This window comes from Paracoccus sp. N5 (assembly GCF_000371965.1).
In the GTDB taxonomy this organism is placed as follows: domain Bacteria; phylum Pseudomonadota; class Alphaproteobacteria; order Rhodobacterales; family Rhodobacteraceae; genus Paracoccus.
Genome location: NZ_AQUO01000001.1, coordinates 984925 through 1006302, shown reverse-complemented (window position 1 = coordinate 1006302; position 21378 = coordinate 984925). Strand labels below are relative to the sequence as shown.

Here is a 21378-nt window from a genome sequence, read left to right as displayed (position 1 = left end):
GCGCCGAATGTGTTTCAGGGCCGAGACAGTCGCCCCGGATTTTCGTCGATCCCCAGCCGCTGCATGCGGCGATAGAGCGTCGCCCGCCCGACCCCCAGCGCGCGCGCGGCGGCCGAGACATTGCCCTCGGCCCGCGCCAGGGCCCGAATCACCGCGGCGCGCTCGGCCTTCTCGAAGCCGGTGGCCTCGTCGTCGCGGCCCAGCAGGTCCGAGGCGGGACGCGGCCGCAGCCGGCCCTCGCGCTCCAGCCCGAAGGCGCGGCGGGCGGCGCGGTTGGCGCCGATGGCCAGGTCGTCCTTGTCCACGGCGATCAGCAGCGTCGCATCCTCGGCCCCCTCGGCCTGGGCGGCGATGATGCGCGCGCCGGGGAAGCTGACGCGGAAGAAGGCCGCCTCGATGGCGCGCGCGCTATGGGCGACCTGCGCCGCAATCAGCGCATTCCAGCGCTCGGTATGGTCGGACCGGGCCGAGCTCACGTCCAGCGCCGCGATCAGCCGCCCGTCCGGGCCCCAGATCGGTGCGTCCATGCAGGAAAGGCCGGTATTGCGGGCATAGAAATGCTCGTCGCGGTGGATGGTGACCTGGCGGCCCTCGGCCAGGCAGGTGCCGATGCCATTGGTGCCCTCGGCCTGTTCCGACCAGTCGGTGCCGGCGCACAGGCCCCAGTCGCGAAACACCGCCGCATCGGCGGCATTGGCGCGTTGTTCCAGCACGATGCCGGTGGCGTCGGTCAGCAGCACGTTGCAGCCGGTCGGGCAGACCAGCTGGAACAGCTGGTCCAGCTGCGGCCGGGCCACGGCGATGAATTCGTCCAGCCGCCCGCGCCGCTCGGCCAACTCGCGCGCGGTCAGGCGGCGCAGCTGCGGCGGACGGGCCGGGTCCAGCCCGTGCTTGACCATCGAGCGGCGCCAGCTTGCGGCCAGCCGCGTCACCGCCCCCGGCGATTGCGAGGCCGAGGCGACGCGATCCTCATGGCGTTCGGGCAAGGTCTCCTCCCCTCCCTGTCGGTCGCGGGATTATTGCGCGCGGACGGCCATCCGGCAAGCAATGCTTTCCCGCCGCGACCCAGCGCCGCGCCTCCCTCAGTCTTCTTTGCTCCCCAAATACCCACCGGCACCGTGCCACCGGCGCCATGCGGTCCTCAGGGCGTGACGGTCACGCTGCCGCCCTCGCTCCAGGCGCGGAACTCGGGGCGGTACATATCCTCGACGCTGGCGGCCGGGTGGCGGAACTGCCCGGGCGTCACCGCGCGGACGATATAGGCCAGCCGGAAGCTATCGGCCGAGGTCCAGGTCAGCGCAGCCGCGAAACGGTCGGCGCGGAACTCGGTCATCTCGGCCGAAGTCTGCCCGTCCAGCCAGTCCAGCGCCGAGACATCGCCGGCGCGCAACAGGTTCGGGTTGTCGATCTCCCATCCCGCCGGCAGCGGGTCGGCGATGACCAGCCGGCCGCCGCCCTCGGATTGCGGCGCGATTTCCAGCTCGACCACCATGCGGGTGCCCTGGCTGACGCTGGCGGGGTCCAGCGCCTCGCCCTCCATGCTGTAATAGCGCCGGGCGATGCTGTAGCCCTTGCCGCCCGCCGCCACCTGGCCGCGGGGCTTGCCGGTGGCGGTCAGCGTCACCTCCAGCGCCTGCGCGCCGTTGTTGGCCAGGCTCGCATCGGCATCGGGCAGGCTGGTGACCGGCTGGGTCAGCGCCACGCCGTTCAAAGCCGCGGGTGGCACCGATTGCGACAGCGCCTGCGCGGCCATCACCGTCCAGAGCGATTCCTGGGTGGAGAGGCTGCGGCCGTCCTCCTCGGCCCGCTGGATCTGTTCGGCGATGCGGCTGGTCAGGTCGGTCTCGTCCACCGCCCGGCTTTTCGCCTCGGCCGCCAGGGCCAGCACCGCCGTCGCGTCGCGCAGCCGCGTGCCATAGTCGGCGCGGAAGACCTGCGGCTCGGGCGCGCCCAGGTTCAGCAGGTTGCGCGCCTGGGTGAACATGCGGTCCGCCCGCGCCTGATCGCCATATGAGGCCAGCGCCGCGCCCAGATTCGCCGCAGCCATCGGCGTCGAGAACGACCCCGCCGCCGTGTCGGCGTAATAGCGCAGATCGCCCACCGTCGCTGCCCGCTCGCGCGCCAGCACCGCCAGCGCATAGGCCAGCGCCGCGTTCTCCTCGGCCGAGGCGGCGCCGGGTTCGGTGGCGTAATTGGCGCGGTTCCTCAGGTTGTCCACCGCCAGCCGGAAGCCGGTGTCGGGCACCTGATAGCCGGCCGCGCGCGCCCGCGACAGGAAGTCGGTGACATAGGCTTCCAGCCACAGGTCGCCCGAATCGGCAGACCACAACCCGAAGCCGCCATTGCTGCCCTGCCGGGTCAGGATCTGGGTGATCGCCTTTTGCACCTGCTCGGCCGTATCGCCGCCGTCCACGCCCTCCAGCGCGGCCAGGCCGGGCAGATACAAAAGCGGCATCGCGCCCGAGGTCAGCTGCTCGGTGCAGCCATAGGGATAGCGCGAGAGCCGCGCCAGCGCGCCCGCCACGTCCAGCCGCGCATAGGGCCCGACCGCCGCCGTCAGCAGCGCGCCGGGCAGCATGCCTTCGGTCAGCGTCGGCGGCACGGCGATGCTCTGCCCCGGCTGGACCAGGATGCGGTCCTGGCGCTGGATGTCGGCTTCGTTCAGCGCCACCGGGATGGTGATGTCCTTGGTCAGCGCCTGGCCGTCGGGCGTGGTCAGCGTCAGGCGCAGATCGGCATGGCCCAGGGCCTCGCCGGCGGTGACCGGCATCTGGACCTGCGCCTCGGCCTTCTCGGCCAGGGTCACGCTGTCGGTGGGCAGGCTGGTCGTCAGCGGCGCGGCGCCGCCGACCTGTTCGACCGCCAGCCTGACCTCGCCCGCGGGCCCCGAAGCATGGGTCAGCCGCAGCCCGACCTGCGCCCGGTCGCCCGGCGCCAGGAAGGCCGGCGCGGTCACGGTCATCACCACCGGGTCGCGCACCAGCACGCTTGCATCGGCCTGGCCCACGCCCTTGCCGGACCAGACCACGGCCATGACCCGCACCTCGCCGTTGAAATCGCCCACCGGCACCTCGACGGTCGCGGTGCCGTCCGCGCCAACGGTCACCGGGCCGGAAAACCAGCTCATCAGCTTTTCGGTCGGCGGCGGTGCCTCGGCCGTGGCCTGCATGGCGTCGCCGCCGGTCCGCAGCGCGCCGTCCGGGGCGCCGGTCGACAGGATCAGCCGGCCGTAAAGGTCGCGCAGCCCCACCCCCAGCCGGCGCTGGCCGAAGTAATGGTCGGACGGGTTCGGCGGCTGGAAGCCGGTCAGGTTCAGGATGCCCTGGTCGACGGCGGCGATGGTGGCCTGCACCGTCTCGCCCGCCGCGCCATCGACCTTCAGCGTGACCGGGATCACGCCGCGCGGGCGGGTCTCGGCCGGGGCCTCGATGCTGGCGGCCAGCTTGCGCGCGCCGGGATCGACGGCGGCATGGGCCAGGCCCAGCGCCCGCACCGGGGTGCGTTCGGCCTTGGCCTCGCCCAGCGGACGGATGGCGCTGACGGTGACATAGACCCCGGCGCCCCAGGCGTCGGTGACCGGCAGGTCCAGGCTGTTTTCGCCCGCCTTCAGCACCACGGTCTGCATGGACACCAGCCGGTTCGACAGCACCGAGACCAAGCCCAGCCCGTCGGCCAGCGCTTGAACCTTGACCCGGGCGGTGTCGCCGCTGCGATAGGCGGGTTTGTCCAGCACCACCTGCAAGCGGTCCGGCGTCTGCGTGCCGGCATTCGCCACCGCGCCCCAGCCGGCATAGAATTGCGTCGAGCTTTGCCCGCCCTGACCCGAGGCCGGCTCGGCCACCAGCTCGTACTGGCCCCATTCGACGGCGGCGGCGATCTCGGCCGGGGCCTCGCCCGGCTCGGCCACACCTTCACCCACCCGGGTGCGGGTGGTGATCGCCTCCCAGTTCCATTGCCCGCCCAGCGAATACCATTGATAGTCGGTGTCGATGCGGTTCAGCACCCAGCGCACCGGGGCCGCGGCCGGTTTCAGGTCGGGGCCGACCGCGAGCAGCGCGAAACGCGCTTCCGAGCCTTCGCCCACGATGTCGCCTTCGAACAGCGGCTTGATGCCGATCACCGGCGCCTCGGGCATGACCACGCGGGATTCCACGCGCTCGACCGGGCGGCCGGCGCCCTCGCGGATGTCCAGCACCACTTCGGCCTCGAACGGGCGCGGGCCAAGCTCGGTGGCGGGGGGCAGGGTGATCTGCGCCTGGTAATGGCCCTGCGCATCGGTCTGGCCGGGCGGCAGGCTGTCCGTGACGGGCGAGGTATCGTCATCCTCGCGTCCGAAGACATAGCCGTCGAAGCCGGCCAGCGCGCGGGTCGGGGACAGGCGCAGGCTGCCCTCGACCGGCAGGTTCGCGGCCGGCGCCCCGAACAGCCAATGCGCGTTCAGGCTCAGCGCCAGCTCGCCGCCGGCCCGGGCCGGGCCCTCGGGCAGTTTCGGGGTGAAGTCGATGCGCTCGGGCAGGAAATCCTCGACCAGCAGGCGGGCCGTGGCCAAGGCCGGGCCTTCGGCTTCGGTGCGCAGTTCCAGCCGCCAGGTGCCGCGCGGGGCGTTGCCGGGGATGGCCCAGCTGACCACGCTGCCGCCGGCGCCGGCGGGGGTCGCCGGCATCCGGGTCTGTTCCACCCCGTCGGGGCGCAGGATCACGGCGGTCAGCGGCAGGTCCGGCAAGGCGCGCGATTCGGCGTCGCGGGCCAGCACGGTGGCGTTCACCGTCTCGCCGACGCGATAGGCGCCGCGGTCGGTGGTCAGGAACAGGTCGATGGGCGGCGCCGGCGGCTGGCCCTCGACGCCGCGGTCCGACAGGTCGAATTCGGGATCCGACAGCGACAGGAAGGCCATGTCGCGCGGCGCGCGCGCAGCGCCCTCGCCCTGCCAGTCGGTCACCGTGACCAGCGCCGGCGCCGCGCCGTCCTTGCCAAGCGCCAGGCCCGGGGCGAAATGTGCGATGCCCTGGTCGTCGGTCGCGGCCTTGGCCAGCACGTCGTTCGAGCGGCTGACCAGCGCCACCTCGGCCCCGACCTTGGGCGCGGTGTCGTTCAGGCTGCGCACCGCCACGGTCAGCCCGTCGGTGCCGCTGAAGGTGGAAATCCCGAAATCCGAGATCACGAACCATTGCGTCGCCAGCCCGCTGTCCGAGGCGTTCTCGGTCGCGACGCCGGCCTCGACGATATAGATGCCGGGCTCCAGCGGGCCGGCCTCGGCCGGGATGGCGAGGCTGGTGGTCAGCTCGCGGTTCAGGCCGTCCTGGCCCACGGGCTTGGCGACCTGCGCGGTGCCCTTCCAGATCTCGCGTGCCATGCTGTCGCTGAAATAGTTGCTCTGCCAGCTGTCGAGCGGCGTCGCGAACATATCCTCGGCCATGGCGCGGATCAGGTTGCGGTCCGAGATGCGCAGCAGGCGCAGGTCGACCGCATCGGCATTGACCGTGACCATCGACAGCCGCTGGTCGCCCGAGGCGGGCAGGACATAGGCGCGGCCGGGGAAGCGCACCTCGGGGCTGCGGTCGCGGACATAGCCCTTGAGCGTCACGTCGCGGGCCAGCACCTCGCCATCGGCCGAGGGCAGGCCGGCGCGCAAGGTCAGCTCGACCTCCTGGCCGTGGGTCAGCCCGGCGACGCAAAGCCGGTCGTCATTGGCCTCGACCGTCAGGTCGCGGCCGGGCAGGCGCAGGAAGGGCGCGTAATCGGTGCTGGTCGACAACGCGCGCGACATGACGGCGCAGAAGCGCGGCGTCTTGCCTTCGGATTCGACCTGGGTGTCGGTGACGCGGAAACCGTTGCGGGCCTCGGATTCCTCCAGCGCCGAGGCGATCTCGCTGTCGGCGGGCGACAGTTTCGCCGCCAGCCGCAGCGCCGCCAGCGCGTCGCGGCCCCGGCCCTGGCGTTCCCAGGCCATGGCCAGCCAGGACAGCGCGCGGCCTGCGACGGCATCTTGGCCCGCGCGCAGATAGCCGTTGATCGCCATCGCGGCGACCGCGTTCGAGGCGTCGCTGTCGTTCTGGTCGCCGGTGTAAAGCGTCAGCCGCGCGAGATTGGTCCAGTCCTCGGCCCGGTCATAGCGCGCGGCCTCGGAGGCGGTGATGCGGGCGGCCAGCGCCAGGTCGCCGCCGCTTTCGGCCGCCTGCGCGCTGCCCTGCGGATAGTCGGCCATCGGCGGGTGCAGCGCCGGGAAGGAACGCGCCTGTGCCTGCGCCTGGGTCAGGTCCTGCGGCGCGATGAAGGGGGCGGCGGCGGCGCGGGACTGCGCGCGCAGCCGCGCTTCGCTGTCCAGCGCCACGACATGGCCCGAGATCGCGCCGACGAATCCCGCGGCGGCGCCGGTGCCTTCGCCCTTGGGGAAACAGGCGCGGGCGCGTTCGTTATAGGTCAGCGCGGTGCAGGCGTCGTTCGCAACGCAGGCCTGCACGCAGGCTTGCAGCGTGGTGTCGAAGATCGGGCCCAGGTCGCCGCCGGGCAGGTCGGTGTCGGCCTGCAGCGACAGCCGCCGCTCGGGCACCGGCGCCTCCTCTGCCTGGGCGTTTCCGACCAGCAGCAGGGCGGCGAGCGCCGCTGCGATGAAACCGTGCCGAGGTGCCATGACCTTCCTCCCGATGCGCTCGGCATAGTTGTGGCATCGGGGCGCGGGCGAGGCAATCTATTCCCATTCCAGCTCGGCGAAGGCCGTGGCGGCATTGCGCGCGGTGACGGCCTGGAAATCGGCCCAGCCTTCCGAGAACGGCCGCATCTCCTGCACGATGGCGGGAATCGCGGCGGACAGCGCCAGCCCGTGCGACAGGGCCTGCCGCGCGGCGTCGCGCAGCGCGGTCAGGTATTGCCGCTCGGGCGCGGTGGCGTCTTCCCACAGTTCGGTCACGGGACCATGGCCGGGCACGATGCGCGCGGGGGCCGGATCGGGCGGCTGGCCCAGCCAGCCCAGCCAGCCCGCCAGCGAGCCGTCGAGCGAGGGCGTCAGCCCCAGGAACACCAGGTCGCCCGCGAACAGCGTGCCGCTGTCCTGGTCCAGCACGGTCAGGTCGCTGTCGGTATGGGCGGGCGGCACCGGCACCAGCCGCAATTCGCGCCCGCCCAGCGAGATCGTCTCGGGGGCCGTCACCGGATGATCGACGGCGGCGATGCGGGTGCCGGCGAAATTTCCCGCCCCGATCTGGCGCGGGACCGAGATCATCCAGGCCTCGGCCCGCAGCGCCACCGCCTGCGGCAGGCGGGCGTCGGCGGTGACGGTGGCGCCGGCCTCGGCAAAGACCTCGGCGCCCAGGATGTGGTCGGGGTGCATGTGGGTCAGGATCAGGTGGCTGACGGGCAGGTCGGTGACCTGGCGGATCGCGGCGTAAAGCGCCTCGCCCTCGGCCCGGCTGCCGCCGCTGTCGATGACCGCCACCGTGTCGCCGACGACGAAGCCGGAATTGGCGATTCGGCCGCGATTCTGCGGCGAAAGCTGGTCCATGGCGCCCTGGTGCAGATGCACCCCGGCGGCGATTTCCTGCATGGACAGGGCGGGCAGCTCGGCCGTCTCGACGCAGCGGGTGCCGCTTTCGCCCGCGGCCAGGTCGGGATGGCGCGCCAGCCAGTCGCGCGCGATCGCCGCGGCGCCCGCTTCGCAGGCCTCGCGCGCGGGCGCGTCGCCGGCCGGCAGAAGCCGGCCCTCGCATACCCCCGGCTGGGCCGCGAGACAGGCGCTGAGGATCAGGTGAAACATGGCCCGCATCCTTTCGCGCGCAGCCTAGCACCACGGGGCGGGCGCGGTCATCTACGACCTTTGGCGCGTTGACTGGCCGGCGGACCGGCCTAGCATCCAAGGGACCGCGACATGCGGTGAACTGGAGGAGGAGATCTATATGGCCTGGACCAAACCCGCGCTGACGGAAATCGCCTGCGGCATGGAAATCAATATGTATGCCCCGGCCGAGGACGAGCCGGTTCTGTTCTGACCTGACCCGGCGATTTCCGGGCCCGGCTGCCTGGGCAAACGGGCGGCCGGGTCTGCCGGAAGGGGCAAACATGCGTATCGTGATCCTTGGCAGCGGCGCAGGCGGCGGCCTGCCGCAATGGAATTGTGGCTGCCGCAATTGCGATGCCGCACGCGACGGCCGCATTCCGGCGATGAGCCAGAGCGGCATCGCCATCTCGGCCAATGGCCGCGACTGGGCGCTGGTCAATGCCTCGCCCGACCTGCGCCAGCAGCTTGCCGGCTCGGTCCACCTGCGGCCGCAGCGGCTGCGCGGCTCGCCCATCCGCTCGGTCTTGCTGACGAATGGCGACATCGACCATGTGGCCGGCCTTCTGACCCTGCGCGAGGGCCAGCCCTTCGACCTTTACGCCACGCCCGCCCTCCATGCGGTGCTGGCCGCCAACCCCATGCTCTCGGCGCTGGACCCGCAGGTGGTGACGCGCCGCGACCTGGCGCTGGACCAGCCGTTCCAGCTGGTGCCCGGGCTGATGGCGACGCTGTTCGCCGTGCCGGGCAAGGTGCCGCTCTACCTTGAAGGAGACGAGGTCGACACCGGCCTGATGGGCGAGCAGACCGTGGGGGTCGAGCTGTCCGCGGACGGCCGGCGGGTGTTCTATATCCCCGGCTGCGCCTCGGTGCCCGGCTGGCTGCGCGAGCGGATCGCGGGCGCGGATGCGCTGCTGTTCGACGGCACGCTGTGGAGCGACGACGAGATGCTGCGCGAGGGGCTGGGCCGCAAGACCGGCCGCCGCATGGGCCATGTCTCGGTCTCGGGGCCCGAGGGCAGCCTGGACGCGCTGCGCGACGTGCCGCTGCGCGCCCGCATCTATGTGCATCTGAACAATTCCAACCCGCTGGTCGATCCCTCCAGCCCCGAACGCGCCGCTGCCGAGGCGGCGGGCTGGCAGGTCGGCCGCGACGGCATGGAGATCGTGCCATGAAGCTCGCCGACCACCGCGCCCAGAGCCGGGCCGAATTCCACGAACGCCTGCGCCGCATCGGCGCCGAGCGTTATCACGACCGCCACCCGTTCCACAAACGCCTGCACGGCGGGGAATGCTCGCCCGACGAGGTGCGCGCCTGGGTCATCAACCGCTGGCAATACCAGTCGCGCATCCCGATGAAGGACGCGGCCTTCCTGTCGCGGCTGGACGACCCGCAGATGCGCCGCATCTGGCGCAGCCGCATCGAGGATCACGACGGCGGCGTCGATGAGGGCGGCGGCATCCGGCGCTGGCTGGCCCTGGCCCGTGCCGTCGGGCTGGACCCGGATTATGTCGCGGGCGGCGCCGGCGTCATGCCCGCGACGCGATTCGCCGTCGATGCCTATGTCCGCTTCGTGCGCGACATGCCCTTGCTCGACGCCGTGGCCGCCAGCCTGACCGAGATGTTCGCCCCCAAGATCCACGCCGAGCGCATCGAGGGCCTGCTGAAGCATTATGATTTCGCCGACGAGACCAGCCTGTCCTATTTCCGCAAGCGCCTGACCGAGGCGCCCAAGGACGTGGAGTTCGGGCTGAACTACGTGCTCGACCATGCCGATACGCTGGAGAAACAGGACGCGGCGGCGGCGGCGCTGGTCTTCAAGACCGACGTGCTCTGGGCGCAGCTCGACGCGCTGTGGCACGGCTATGTCGAGGGCCGCATCCCGCCCGGCGCCTGGCGCCCGGGCGAGGGGCTGCTGGCCCGGCCCGCGCAGGCGGCCGCCTCATGACCGGGCATCGCATCAGCGGCGGCTGCGTGCCCTATCTGCCCCGGGGGGTGCGGCTGCATGACGACCGGGTGCGCGGCATGCGGGTGCTGCTGGCGCCGGAACGGGCCATGCAGCTGGACCCGGTGGGCGACGCGATCCTGTCCGAGCTCGACGGCCGGCGCAGCCTGGCCGAGGTGGTCCTGACGCTGTGCCAGCGCTACGCCGCCCCCGCCGAGCAGATCGAGGGCGACGTGCAGGAGTTCATCCGCGGCCTCGTCGACCGGCGCATGGTGTTCCTCGCCTGTGCCGAGGGCGACGCGCAGCAGGGGTGCCAGGATGAAGGATGAGCCGATCCCCCGCGACATCGACGGCCATCCGGTCCGCGTCGGCCTGCCCATGGCGATGCTGGCCGAGCTGACGCATCGCTGTCCCCTGGCCTGTCCCTATTGCTCGAACCCGGTCGAGCTGACGCGGGTGCAATCCGAACTGACGGCGGCGGAATGGGCCGACGTGTTCCGGCAGGCCGCCGATCTGGGTGTGCTCCAAGTGCATCTGTCGGGCGGCGAGCCGGCCTCGCGCCGCGACCTGGCCGAGATCGCGCATTCGGCGCGGGACGCGGGGCTTTACGTCAATCTCATCACCTCGGGCATCGGGCTGACGGAATCGCGGCTGCGCGAACTGGACGGCGTGGTCGATCATATGCAGCTGTCGCTGCAAGGCATCGACGCCGAGATGGCGGACTGGATCAGCGGCTATGGCGGCAGCTTCGCGCGCAAGATGCAGGTGGCGGAATGGATCGGCGCCATCGGCTTTCCGCTGACCCTGAACGCGGTGGTGCATCGCCAGAACCTGGACCGCCTGCCCGAGATGATCGACCTGGCCGAGCGGCTGGGCTGCCGCCGCATCGAGGTCGCGACCGTGCAGTTCCACGGCTGGGCCGACCTGAACCGCCGGCCGCTGATGCCGACCATGGCGCAGGCGGCCCGCGCGCGCGAGGTGGTGAACGCCGCCCGCCAGCGGCTGCGCGGGCGCATGGTCATCGACTATGTCCCCGCCGACCACCATGCCATCTATCCGAAAAGCTGCATGGGCGGCTGGGGCTCGACCGGGCTCAACATCGCGCCCGACGGCACGGTGCTGCCCTGCCACGCCGCGCAGACCATCACCGGGCTGCATTTCGACACGGTGCGCGAGCTGCCGCTAGCGCGGATCTGGCGCGACGGCGCCGCCTTCAACGCCTTTCGCGGCACCGCCTGGCTGCCCGAGCCCTGCCAGTCCTGCGACCGGCGCGAGGTGGATTTCGGCGGCTGCCGCTGCCAGGCCATGGCCATGGCCGGCGATGCGCGCGCCACCGACCCGGTCTGTTCGCGCTCCAGCCTCAATGCGCGGCTGCGCGCCGAGGCCGAGGCCGATGCGACCAGCGACGACACCGCGCTGGTCTATCGCCGCATGGCGAAAGAGAGGCGGATATGAGACTTGCGCTGATCCTGACCCTGCTGGCCGCCCCCGCCCTGGCGGCCGAGGTGGAGAACCCGATGCTGCCCTCGCCCCTGTGGGACGACCTGCGCTCCAGCATCATCGGCACCGAGGAAGAGCCGCCGGTGGACCCGGCGGTCTTCGACCTCGACGCGCCGAAGCGGGCGGACAATCCGGCGCTGGTGCCGGTCCATGTCACGCAACCGCCCGGCGCGCCGGCGATCACCGCCCTGACGCTGGTGGTGGACGGCAACCCGGCCCCGGTCGCGGCCGAGTTCACCTTCGGCAAGGCGCTGATGCCCTTGGATTTCGAGGTGCGGGTGCGGGTCGACAATTACTCCGACCTGCGCGCCATCGCCACGCTGGAGGACGGGCGCAAGGTCATGGCCGGGCGCTATGTCAAGGCCTCGGGCGGCTGTGCGGCGCCGGCCGGGAAAAGCATGGACCAGGTGCGCGCCACCATGGGCGAGATGCGGTTCCGCCAGACCGAAGAGGCCGGCCGGCAGATCGGCACGCTGATGATCCGGCATCCGAATTTCTCGGGCCTGCAACGCGACCAGGTCACGCTGCTGACCATCCCGGCCGAGTTCATCCAGACGCTGGAGGTCAAGCAGGGCGATGCGGCCCTCTTCACCATGGACGCCGGGATCTCGATTTCCGAGGATCCGGTGTTCCGCTTTGCCTATGCGCCGGGGCAGGGGCCGGTGACGGTCCATGCCCAGGATACCGACGGCAGGGTCTGGGATCAGTCGTTCTGAAGCCGCGCCGGGCTGCCCGACAGATGCAGCGGCCGGGCGGCCAGCGCCTGCGCCTCGGCGGCATCATGCGTGACCAGCACCAGCCCGGCGCCCGAGCGGTCCAGCAGCGCGCCGGTCAGCGCCAGCATCCGCGCCCGCGTGTCCTCGTCCAGCGAGGCGAAGGGTTCGTCCATCAGCAGGATGTCGGGCCCGGCGGCAAAGGCGCGGGCCAGCGCCAGCCGGCGCTGCTGGCCCAGCGATAGCTGGCGCGGGAACTTGTCCTCGTGCCCGGCCAGCCCGACCTGTGCCATCCAGTCCCGCGCCGTCGCCGCGTCGCAGCCCGTGGGCAGGGTGATGTTAGCGACCGCATCGCGCCAGGGCAGCAGCACGGGTTCCTGGAACACCACGGCCAGGCGGTCGCCGCCCTGCAACCGGCCGCGATAATCGCTGTCGAGCCCGGCCAGGATGCGCAACAGCGTCGATTTCCCGATGCCCGAGGGGCCGAGCACCGCCAGCCTTTCGCCGCGCCCGACCGCCAGCGACAGCGGACCCAGCACCGCGCGGCTGCCGAAGGACTTGTCCTGCAGATCAAGCCGCATCCTGCCTCCAGCGGTTGGCGCGCGACTCCAGCGGGCGCAGCAGAAACAGGTCGATGGCCAGCATGACCGCGACGAAGGCCAGCGCCCAGGCCAGCACGCCCGTCACGTCGAAGCTGGAGAACAGCAGGTGGATCTTGAAGCCGACCCCGTTCGAGCGGCCAAGGAACTCGACCACCAGCACGATCTTCCAGATCAGCGAGATGCCGGCCCGGGCCGAGGCCGCGATCTGCGGCGCAAGCTGCGGCAGCACGACATGGCGCAGCCGGGTCAGGGGCGCCATGCGGAACGCCCGCGCCATGTCGTCGAGGTCGGGGCGCAGCGCGCGCGTGCCCTCGCGGATCATCACCGTGACCACCGGGATCTTGTTCAGCGCCACGGCCAGGATGGCGGCGGTCTCGTTGAGCCCGATCCAGATATAGCACAACACGATCACCACCAGCGCCGGCACGTTCAACAGGATGATGAGGCCCGGATTCAGCCAGTCGTCGGCGGTGCGCGACCGGCCCATCCACAGGCCCAGGGCCATGCCCACCACCATGGCCAGCGCAAAGCTGGCGGCGACGCGGAACAGCGTCATGCCGGCGTTCAGCCACAGCTCGCCGCTGGCCGCGAGCCCGGCGATGCGCGCGGCGACATGCCAGGGCGCGGGCAGGGTCTGCGGCCGGTCGGTCAGCTGCGAGGCCACGGTCCAGAGCAGCAGCATCGCCGCGACGGACAGCAGCCCCGGCAGCAGGGCGCGAGAGGGGCGGCCGGGGCGCATGGGTTACTCCGGCGACCAGAACAGGCCTTCGGGCAGGGCGGCGACGCCACCGGTCAACTCGTCGCCGCCCAGGCGGGCCATGGTGGCGAACATGGCTTGCGCATTGGCGACATCGACCGGGCCCGGCACCGGGATGCCGGCGCGCCAGCCGGCGCGCAGCGCCTGGAATTCGGCGTCGTCCCTGGCCTCCATCAGCGGGCGCAGATCCTCCCAGGCGGCATCGTCGCTGGCCAGCAGTTCCTTGGCGGCGCGCGAGGCGCGCGCGAGGCCGGTGGCCAGCGCCGGATTGGCGGCGATCCAGTCGTCGCGCAGCACATAGCCCAGAAGCGGCGTGGCCGGGTCCAGCCCCAGCGCCTCGGCCGCCGTCGCGACCGAGATCAGCTCGCGCATGCCCCGCGCCTGCATCTTGGCCTGGAAATGCCAGAAGTTGATCGCGGCATCGACCTCGCCGGTTTCGGCGGCGTTCAGGATCATCGGCGGGGCGCCGAAGACCTGCTGGGTGATGTCGGCCAGGTCCTCGCCCAGCTCCTCGCGCGACCAGGCGCGCAGGATCAGCCAGCTCTTGTCCACCGGGCCGCCGGCGATGCCGATCTTCTTGCCGCGCAGGTCGGCGAGCGTCCTGGCCGGGCTGTCGGGGCGCACCATCAGCCCGCCCACGGCGGTGGAATAGGGCAGGAAGGCGAAGCCGGTGCCGCGCGCGCGCTGCTGCGCCACCCAAAGCCAGTCCGAGACGATGGTATCGACCTCGGCCCCCTGCATGGCGACCTGGGTCGCGGGGTTGCCGGCCAGCACCATCGGCACCAGCCGAAAGCCGTTCGCGCGGTCGAAGCCGCGCTTGATGATGGTCTGAAGCTCCCAGCTGACGGTGCCGTTCTCCAGCGTGCCGACCCGGATCGCCGGCAATGCGGCCTCTTGCGCGCGGCCCGGAAGCGCGGCCGAGGCGCCGGCCAGGCCAAGGCCGATCAGGGCCGTCCTTCTGGTAAGTTGCATGCGATTTTCCCCCTTGGCTTCCGGTCAAATTGCCACCTGTCCGCGCCGGGGCCAATACATCCGAAGTCGCAGGCCGGCGCCAGCCCCCGCGACCAACGGGCTTGCGCTGCCGCCCCGGGGCCGTAAGATGGACGGGAACGGGCCGCGGGCGAACACGCCCCGCCCCCTGTCGTTTCTTTGGGAGGAGAACGATGGCCTCAGCCGAAATGCAGTCGCAGGACCGCGCCGCATCGCCAAGGCTCACCGCCGACCGGGTCCGCGAGATCCTGATCGTCGATGACCATCCGCTGATGTGCGACGCGCTGGCCCTGACGCTGAAGATCAGCTTCGGGCTGCGCAATGTCCGCACCGCCCGCAGCCTGGCGGCGGCCCAGGAACAGATCCGCGCGCAGGGCGCGCCGGACGCGGTGATCCTGGACCTGAACCTGCCCGATGCCAAGGGTGCCGAGGGGCTCGTCACCCTGCGGCGCCAGATCCCGGACGTGCCGATCACCATGATCTCGGCCGATCTGGAAAACGCCATGATCTCGGCCGCGATGGCGGCGGGGGCGCAGGGCTATGTCAGCAAGTCGCTGGGCCGCGAGGCGCTGGTCGACAGCCTGCGCCGCATGTGGGAGGGCGAGCGGGTGACCCCCGACAGCTATCAGCCCGACAGCGTGGGCGAGGAGGACGCCGCCCGCGTCGAACTGGCCCGCCGCTTCGCCAGCCTGACGCCGCAGCAGATGAAGATCCTGCGGCTGATCTGCCAAGGCAAGGCGAACAAGGAGATCAGCTACGAGCTGTCCATCGCCGAAGCGACGGTCAAGACCCACATCACCGCGATCATGTCCAAGATCAACGCTCGCCGTCGCACCCAGGCGGTGCTCCTGGCCAATAGCGTCAGGCTGTTCGAGCCGGCATGACCAGCCAGGCCGCGCCCGCGCCCTGGCCGGGCGGCGCCCGTCCGGGGGATGCGGCGCAGCCGCCGGGGCCGCGGGTGCTGTCGGTCGCGGCCGCGGCCGGGGACATCGCCGCCCGCATCGCCGCCGAGATGGCGCCGCTGGAGCCGGCGCTGGTGCTGCTGTTCGGCATGCCCGCGTGCGGCATGCCGGCACTGGGCGGCGAACTGCGCGAACGCCTGGGCACGGGCTGCCGGGTCGTCGGCTGTTCCTCGGCCGGCGAGATCGGCCCGCGCGGCTATTGCGCGGCGACGGTGACGGCGGTCGGCTTTCCCTCGGCCAGCTTCCGGGTCGGGGTCTGCGTGCTGCGCAACCAGGCGCTGGTGCCGGCCTCGGAATGGATGGCGACGCTGCGCCGCTTCCACGCCGATTTCCGGCCCGACCTGCGCCGCTCGGTCTTTGGCGTGGTGCTGCCCGACGCCCATGCCCGGCAGGAGGACGTGCTGACCGCGACGCTGGACGCGGCGATCCCCGGCCTGCCGGTGGTCGGGGGCTCCAGCGCCGAGGGCATCCTGTTCGCGCCCAGCTGCCAGATGGTCGACGGCGCGGCGCATGAGGGCGCGGCGCTGTTCCTGCTGCTGGAAACCGACCTTGCCGTGGCCGAGGTGCTGTTTTCGCATTTCAGCCCGACCGACAAGCGGGCGGTGGTGACGGCCGCCGATCCGCACAACCGCATCATCCTGGAGTTGAACGCCGAGCCCGCGGCGCAGGAATACGCCCGGCTGGCCGGGCTGGCGCCCGAGGCGCTGACGCCGACGGAATTCGCCCGCCACCCGCTGCTCTTGCGCACCGGCAAGCGCCACCATGTCCGCGCCATCCGCGCCGTCACGCCCTCGGGCGGCTTGCAACTGATGTCGGGGACCGAGCCGGGCCATATCCTGACGCTGGGCCGGGCCATGGACATGACCCGCGGCTTTGCCGAGGTGATGGACGCGCTGCCGCGCCCGCCGCTGATGGTGCTGGGCTTCGACTGCATCCTGCGCCGGCTGGCGCTGGAGCGCGCCGGCATGATCCCGCAGATGTCGGAACTGCTGGCCCGCTATCGCGTCGCCGGCTTCAACACCTATGGCGAGCAGCACAGCGGCATGCATGTGAACCAGACCTTCGTCGGCATGGCGCTGATGCCGCCCGAGGCGGGCTGAGCCATGTTCCTGCGCGAGGACGAGCCCCCCGCCCGCCGGGCCGAGAAGCTGGCCCGCATCGCCGATGTGCTGGTCGATCGCATCGACCGGCTGGAGGAATCGCGCGGCTCGGCCTGGTCGATGTTCCAGGCCGCCGTGGCGCTGGAGCGCGAGGTGCAGGTCCGCACCCGCGAGCTGGAAAAGGCGCTGGCCGACCTGTCGGAGCGCAACCGCGAGCTGGCCGTGGCCCGCGCCTCGGCCGAAGAGGCGAACCGCTCGAAGACCCGCTTCCTGCGTGCCGCCAGCCACGACCTGCTGCAACCGCTCTCGGCCGCCAAGCTGTTTCTGTCGGCCCTGAAGGACACGGCCCTGGACGAATTCCAGCGCGAGTTGACCGACCGGCTGTCCGGCGCCTTTGATTCGGTCGAGGAGCTGATGCATGCGGTGCTGGACATCTCGCGGCTCGACAGCCAGCGCATCGAGTTCCAGCGCAAGCCGGTGGACCTGGGCGATATGTTCCGCCGGCTGGCGGTGGAATATGCACCGATGGCCGAGGCCAAGGGGCTGCGGCTCAGCTTCGCGCCGACCTCGGTGCTGGTCGAAAGCGACCCGACCTTCCTGCGGCGCATCGCGCAGAACCTGGTCTCGAACGCGATCAAATATACCGACCGCGGCGGGGTGCTGGTCGGGGTCAGGCGGCGCGGCGAACGCGCCTGGCTGGAAATCTTCGACACCGGCATCGGCATCGCGGCGACCGACCGCGCCCGCATCTTCGACGAATTCCAGCGTATCGGTCGCGAGGGCGGCGGCGTGCCGGGCATGGGGCTGGGCCTGTCCATCGTGCGCCGCGCCTGCGCCAAGCTGGGCCATCCCATCGCCATGGACAGCGAGCCGGGGCGCGGCACGGTGTTCCGCGTCAGCCTGCCCCTGGTCGCGCCCTGCGCCGAGCCCGCCCGCAGCGAAGGCGCCCGCGCCGGCCCGTCGCTGCGCGGCCGCGTGGCGCTGGTGGTGGAAAACGACGACGCCATGCGCCGGGCGCTGGAGCTGGTGCTGAAGGACCGGCTGGGCATGGTGCCGCGCGTCTCGGGCGGCATCGCCGAGGCCTTGGCCCAGATGGGCGACGAGCCGCCGGACGTGGTGATCGCGGATTATAATCTCGACAATGGCGACAATGGCTTGCAGGCGATCCAGGCGCTGCGGCAGGCGGCGGGCCAGCCCGTGCCGGCGATCCTGGTCACGGCGCAGCGGGCGCCGGAACTGGCCCGCGCCAGCCATGCCATCGAGGTGCCGCTGCTGGAAAAGCCGGTGCGGCCCGAGGATCTGGCCGCCATGCTGCAACAGCTCTTGGCCTAAGACCAAAGCCGGATAAAGCCCGACGCGGACTTTCCCGCGGCCGGGCCAGGGGGCAAGTTCCCCGGTGGGAGAAGGAAGACGTTCATGAGGTTTCTGAGCCGCATCGCCCTTTTGGCGCTGGTCGCCGCGACGCCGCTGATGGCGGACGAAGCGGGCGATCTGGTCTTTGCCGAGCGCGGCCCCTGGCAGCTGGACGGCAAGCCGCTGGTCTGGACGCTGACCCAGACCGGCCCCGAGGTCGAGGGCTTCACGCCGCTGGGCCAGGGCACGATCTCGCTGACCCAGACCACCGACGCCTCGGACGGCAAGCCGGTGCTGGAACTGGTGGAAAAGACCGCGCGCATCGACCGCAGGATCGGGCCGTTTCCGGTCTCGGGCGGCGATCCGGCGCTGACCTTCTTCCTGGAAACCGTGTCGCGCGACATGGCGGCGCTGACCGGCGGCAGCCCGTTCTATATCCGCAACCGGCTGAAGGACGCGCTGTTCCGGGGCGGCGAGGTCCGGCGCGAGGACGGCGCCACCGTCGCGGTCTTCGTGCCGTTCCGGGGCGACAAGAACAGCGCCCGCATGATGGGGTTCGAGACGCTGGAGCTGCGCTTCACCCTGGGCGAGCCCAAGGCACCGATCCGCGCCATGGCGGCGCGCACCGGCCCCCTGGCGGGCGGGCAGCCCGCCTATGACAGCGCGATGGTGTTGAAATGATGCTGCGACCTATCCTGACGGCGGCGCTTGCGATCTGGGCCGGCTCGGCCGGGGCGCAGGCGGTGAACGACTATCCCACCAATGCCCGGGCCGATTACGTCTTCGTCTGCATGGCGGCGAACGGCCAGACCCGCGACATGCTGGAAAAATGCAGCTGCGCCATCGACCAGATCGCCTCGGTCCTGTCCTATGACGACTACGTCAAGGCCGAGACGGTGCTCTCGATGCGGCAGATGGGCGGCGAACGCTCGGCCGCCTTCCGCGGCATGGGCAGCAACGACATGGTCGCGAATTACCGCCGGGCCGAGGCCGAGGCCGAGATCCTCTGTTTCTGAACTGGACAATCGCCCGTGCCCGCGCTTCCCTGTCGGCCGACCGACAGGGAAAGGAACGCCATGGATCTGGGCATCAGGGGCAAGAAGGGGCTGGTCTGCGCGGCCTCGAAGGGGCTCGGCCGCGGCTGCGCCGAGGCGCTGGCCGAGGCCGGGGTCGAGCTGGTCATCAACGCCCGCGGCGCCGAGGCGCTTGAGGCCACCGCCCGCGACATCGCCGAACGGCATGGCGTCCGGGTGACGCCGGTCGCGGCGGACATCACCACCGAGGCGGGCCGCGCCGCCGTGCTGGAGGCCCTGGGCGGGCAGGCCGACATCCTGGTCAACAATGCCGGCGGTCCGCCGCCCGGCAGCTGGACCGACTGGTCGCGCGAGGATTTCATCCGGGCGCTGGACGCCAACATGCTGACCGCCGTGGCGCTGATGCAGGCGCTGGTGCCGGGGATGATGCAGCGCGGCTGGGGCCGGGTCGTCAACATCACCTCGCAATCGGTGCGCACGCCCATCGCCATCCTGGGCCTGTCGAACGCCGCCCGTGCCGGGCTGACCGGCTTCGTCGCCGGCATGTCGCGGCAGGTGGCGGGCTCGGGCGTGGTGGTGAACAACCTGCTGCCCGGGATCCATGCGACCGAGCGGGCCTATGCGCTGGACAAGGGCGTGGCCCAGGCCGAGGGCATCGAGATCACCGAGGCCCGCCGCCGGCGCGAGGCGACCATCCCGACGCACAGCTATGGCCTGCCCGAAGATTTCGGCGCCGCCTGCGCCTTCCTGTGCAGCCAGCACGCCCGTTTCATCGTCGGCCAGAACCTGCTTCTGGACGGCGGCGCCTCGAATATCTCGATCTGAGCCATGGAACCGATGCGACAAAACGGTGCAGGGCTCTTGTCAGGTCAGCGCGTGACGGCTACGACTTAAGTCGGAAATCGGGAGACGCTGGCGCAAGCCAGGGCCGAAGGAGCAACCGCCCCGGGAATCTCTCAGGCAAAGGGACCGTTTTCCGCCGAAGACTCTGGAGAGAGGCGGCCCTGGGCCGTCCGCCGAAGGGATAACGATCTCAGGCGCCCCGATCGGGGCAGGGACAGAGGGGGCATCTGATGCGGGCGGGATGACCCTGTCCGGGAAACAGGAGATGCCCATGGCCGAGCTACAGCGCACGCCGCTTCACGATCTGCACGTCGCGCTGGGCGCGCGCATGGTGCCCTTTGCCGGCTGGGACATGCCGGTGCAATATCCCATGGGCGTGCTGGCCGAGCACCTGCATACCCGCGCGCGGGCCGGGCTGTTCGACGTCAGCCACATGGGCCAGGTGATCCTGCGCGGACCGGACGTGGCGCGCGCGCTGGAAACCCTGGTGCCCGCCGATGTGCAGGGCCTGGCCGAAGGGCGGCAGCGCTACGGCCTGTTCACCAATGCGGCGGGCGGCATCCTCGACGACCTGATGATCGCCAACAAGGGCGATCATCTGTATCTGGTGGTGAATGCCGCCTGCGCCGACCAGGACATTGCGCATCTGCGGCAGCTGGAAGCCTTGGGCGTGACGGTCGAGCCGGTGACGGATCGCGGCTTGCTGGCCTTGCAGGGCCCCGAGGCCGAGGCGGTGCTGGCGCGGCTGCTGCCGGGCGTCGCCGCGATGCGCTTCATGGATGTGGCCGAATTCGACTGGCAGGGCGCGCGGCTCTGGATCAGCCGCTCGGGCTATACCGGCGAGGACGGGTTCGAGATCTCGGTGCCGCTCGGGCAGGTCGAGGCCTTGGCGCGGGCGTTGCTGGACCAGCCCGAGGTGGCGCCCATCGGCCTGGGCGCCCGCGACAGCCTGCGGCTGGAAGCCGGGATGCCGCTTTACGGGCACGACATGGATGCCGGGACCACGCCGGGGGCGGCGGGGCTGGGCTGGTCGATTCCGAAGCTGCGCCGCATGGGCGGTGCGCGGGCGGGCGGTTTTCCGGGCGCCGATGCGGTGCTGGCGGAACTGGCCGCGGACCCGGCGCAGGTCCGGCAGGGCCTGCGCCCCGAGGGCCGGGCGCCGATCCGCGAAGGCGTCGCGATCTTCGATGCGGCCGAGGGCGGGGCGCAGATCGGCACGGTCTGTTCCGGCGGCTTCGGCCCCTCGGTCGGCGGGCCCATCGCCATGGCGATCCTGCCGGCGCATCTGTCGCCCGGCGATACGGTCTGGGCCGAGCTGCGCGGCAAGCGGCTGCCGGCGACCGTCACCCCGCTTCCTTTCCACCAACCCGGCTACAAGCGTTGAGAGGCCAGAGATGCTGAAATTTACCGAAGACCATGAGTGGTTGAAGCCGGAGGGCGACGAGATCACCGTCGGCATCACCGCCCACGCCAGCGAGCAGCTGGGCGACGTGGTGTTCATCGAGCTGCCCGAGGTCGGCCGCGCGGTCGAGGCCGGCGAGGAGATCGTGGTGATCGAATCGGTGAAGGCGGCCTCGGATATCGTGGCGCCGCTGGCGGGGGTGATCACCGCGGTGAACGAAAGCCTGCCCGACAATCCCGGCGCGGTGAACGACGATGCGATGGGCACCTGGTTCTTTCGCATCAAGCCGGTCGATGCCGATCTGTCCGGCTTCATGGACGAGGCCGCCTATCAGGCGCTGATCGGGTGATCATTTGCCGGGCCTGACGGCCCGGCGATGGCGGGGGCGCTTCGCCCCCCGCACCCCCAG

The 21378-nt window shown here is 71.3% G+C and carries 20 protein-coding genes and 1 riboswitch; of the genes, 14 read left to right on the top strand and 6 right to left on the bottom strand.

Translation table 11 applies throughout. The features are described 5' to 3' along the window. Positions 1-14: 14 nt before the first annotated feature. The 3 genes from PARN5_RS0105055 to PARN5_RS0105045 form a co-directional block, all read right to left on the bottom strand. A complete protein-coding gene (locus PARN5_RS0105055) occupies positions 15-986 on the bottom strand; it encodes a GAF domain-containing protein (RefSeq protein ID WP_017998687.1) in 972 nt (323 codons plus the stop codon). A 155-nt stretch (positions 987-1141) separates the two neighbouring features. Beyond that, positions 1142-6631 (bottom strand): alpha-2-macroglobulin family protein, encoded by a 5490-nt coding sequence (locus PARN5_RS0105050; RefSeq protein WP_017998686.1) that lies wholly within the window; start codon positions 6629-6631, stop codon positions 1142-1144. Positions 6632-6688: 57 nt separating this feature from the next. Beyond that, positions 6689-7750, bottom strand: a complete 1062-nt coding sequence (locus tag PARN5_RS0105045) for a quinoprotein relay system zinc metallohydrolase 2 (protein WP_017998685.1) — start codon at positions 7748-7750, stop codon at positions 6689-6691. Positions 7751-7889: 139 nt separating this feature from the next. On the opposite strand from PARN5_RS0105045, the gene pqqA reads away from it, so the two are divergent. The 6 genes from pqqA (at position 7890) to PARN5_RS0105015 (ending at position 11929) form a co-directional block, all read left to right on the top strand. Further along, positions 7890-7982, top strand: a complete 93-nt coding sequence (gene pqqA, locus PARN5_RS0105040; protein ID WP_017998684.1) for a pyrroloquinoline quinone precursor peptide PqqA — start codon at positions 7890-7892, stop codon at positions 7980-7982. Between the two features lie 70 nt (positions 7983-8052). Beyond that, entirely contained in the window at positions 8053-8943 is an 891-nt protein-coding gene (gene pqqB / locus PARN5_RS0105035; protein ID WP_017998683.1) for a pyrroloquinoline quinone biosynthesis protein PqqB, read from the top strand. Further along, positions 8940-9716, top strand: coding sequence for a pyrroloquinoline-quinone synthase PqqC (pqqC, locus tag PARN5_RS0105030; RefSeq protein WP_017998682.1), 777 nt, complete (start codon positions 8940-8942; stop codon positions 9714-9716). Before pqqB ends, pqqC begins: the two co-directional genes overlap by 4 nt. Then, positions 9713-10042 carry a pyrroloquinoline quinone biosynthesis peptide chaperone PqqD gene (gene pqqD / locus PARN5_RS0105025; protein WP_017998681.1) on the top strand — a complete coding sequence of 110 codons (330 nt, stop codon included), beginning with the start codon at positions 9713-9715 and terminating at the stop codon, positions 10040-10042. The genes pqqC and pqqD overlap by 4 nt, the downstream gene beginning before the upstream one ends. Then, positions 10032-11168: a pyrroloquinoline quinone biosynthesis protein PqqE gene (gene pqqE, locus PARN5_RS0105020; RefSeq protein ID WP_017998680.1), complete on the top strand. Its 1137-nt coding sequence runs from the start codon at positions 10032-10034 to the stop codon at positions 11166-11168. Before pqqD ends, pqqE begins: the two co-directional genes overlap by 11 nt. Further along, a complete protein-coding gene (locus tag PARN5_RS0105015) occupies positions 11165-11929 on the top strand; it encodes a quinoprotein dehydrogenase-associated SoxYZ-like carrier (RefSeq protein ID WP_017998679.1) in 765 nt (254 codons plus the stop codon). The genes pqqE and PARN5_RS0105015 overlap by 4 nt, the downstream gene beginning before the upstream one ends. Here PARN5_RS0105015 and PARN5_RS0105010 read toward each other — a convergent pair. From PARN5_RS0105010 to PARN5_RS0105000, 3 genes are read right to left on the bottom strand one after another with little or no spacing between them, the layout of a single operon-like run. Continuing rightward, positions 11917-12507 (bottom strand): ATP-binding cassette domain-containing protein, encoded by a 591-nt coding sequence (locus tag PARN5_RS0105010; protein ID WP_017998678.1) that lies wholly within the window; start codon positions 12505-12507, stop codon positions 11917-11919. The genes PARN5_RS0105015 and PARN5_RS0105010 overlap by 13 nt on opposite strands. Further along, the gene (locus PARN5_RS0105005; protein WP_017998677.1) at positions 12497-13267 is read right to left on the bottom strand and encodes an ABC transporter permease; all 771 of its coding nucleotides are present in this window, start codon (positions 13265-13267) and stop codon (positions 12497-12499) included. Before PARN5_RS0105005 ends, PARN5_RS0105010 begins: the two co-directional genes overlap by 11 nt. A gap of 3 nt (positions 13268-13270) precedes the next feature. Further along, complete coding sequence (locus PARN5_RS0105000) at positions 13271-14257, bottom strand: ABC transporter substrate-binding protein (protein WP_017998676.1); 987 nt, start codon at positions 14255-14257, stop codon at positions 13271-13273. A gap of 191 nt (positions 14258-14448) precedes the next feature. Here PARN5_RS0105000 and PARN5_RS0104990 point away from each other — a divergent pair, with 191 nt between their 5' ends. From PARN5_RS0104990 to gcvH, 8 genes are all read left to right on the top strand, one after another. Further along, positions 14449-15159: a response regulator transcription factor gene (locus PARN5_RS0104990; RefSeq protein WP_017998675.1), complete on the top strand. Its 711-nt coding sequence runs from the start codon at positions 14449-14451 to the stop codon at positions 15157-15159. Then, positions 15156-16337 carry an FIST N-terminal domain-containing protein gene (locus tag PARN5_RS0104985; RefSeq protein ID WP_017998674.1) on the top strand — a complete coding sequence of 394 codons (1182 nt, stop codon included), beginning with the start codon at positions 15156-15158 and terminating at the stop codon, positions 16335-16337. The genes PARN5_RS0104990 and PARN5_RS0104985 overlap by 4 nt, the downstream gene beginning before the upstream one ends. Positions 16338-16340: 3 nt before the next feature. After that, positions 16341-17669 (top strand): hybrid sensor histidine kinase/response regulator, encoded by a 1329-nt coding sequence (locus tag PARN5_RS0104980; protein ID WP_017998673.1) that lies wholly within the window; start codon positions 16341-16343, stop codon positions 17667-17669. Between the two features lie 84 nt (positions 17670-17753). After that, positions 17754-18371, top strand: a complete 618-nt coding sequence (locus tag PARN5_RS0104975; protein WP_017998672.1) for a hypothetical protein — start codon at positions 17754-17756, stop codon at positions 18369-18371. Continuing rightward, positions 18371-18706, top strand: a complete 336-nt coding sequence (locus PARN5_RS0104970; RefSeq protein WP_017998671.1) for a hypothetical protein — start codon at positions 18371-18373, stop codon at positions 18704-18706. The genes PARN5_RS0104975 and PARN5_RS0104970 overlap by 1 nt, the downstream gene beginning before the upstream one ends. Positions 18707-18766: 60 nt before the next feature. Then, positions 18767-19549 (top strand): SDR family oxidoreductase, encoded by a 783-nt coding sequence (locus tag PARN5_RS0104965; protein ID WP_017998670.1) that lies wholly within the window; start codon positions 18767-18769, stop codon positions 19547-19549. A 68-nt stretch (positions 19550-19617) separates the two neighbouring features. After that, positions 19618-19706, top strand: a riboswitch (glycine riboswitch). 132 nt (positions 19707-19838) lie between these two features. Further along, a complete protein-coding gene (gcvT, locus tag PARN5_RS0104960) occupies positions 19839-20951 on the top strand; it encodes a glycine cleavage system aminomethyltransferase GcvT (RefSeq protein ID WP_026155181.1) in 1113 nt (370 codons plus the stop codon). A 10-nt stretch (positions 20952-20961) separates the two neighbouring features. Further along, on the top strand, positions 20962-21318 hold the full coding sequence (gcvH, locus tag PARN5_RS0104955; RefSeq protein WP_017998668.1) for a glycine cleavage system protein GcvH: 357 nt from the start codon (positions 20962-20964) through the stop codon (positions 21316-21318). Positions 21319-21378 lie beyond the last annotated feature (60 nt).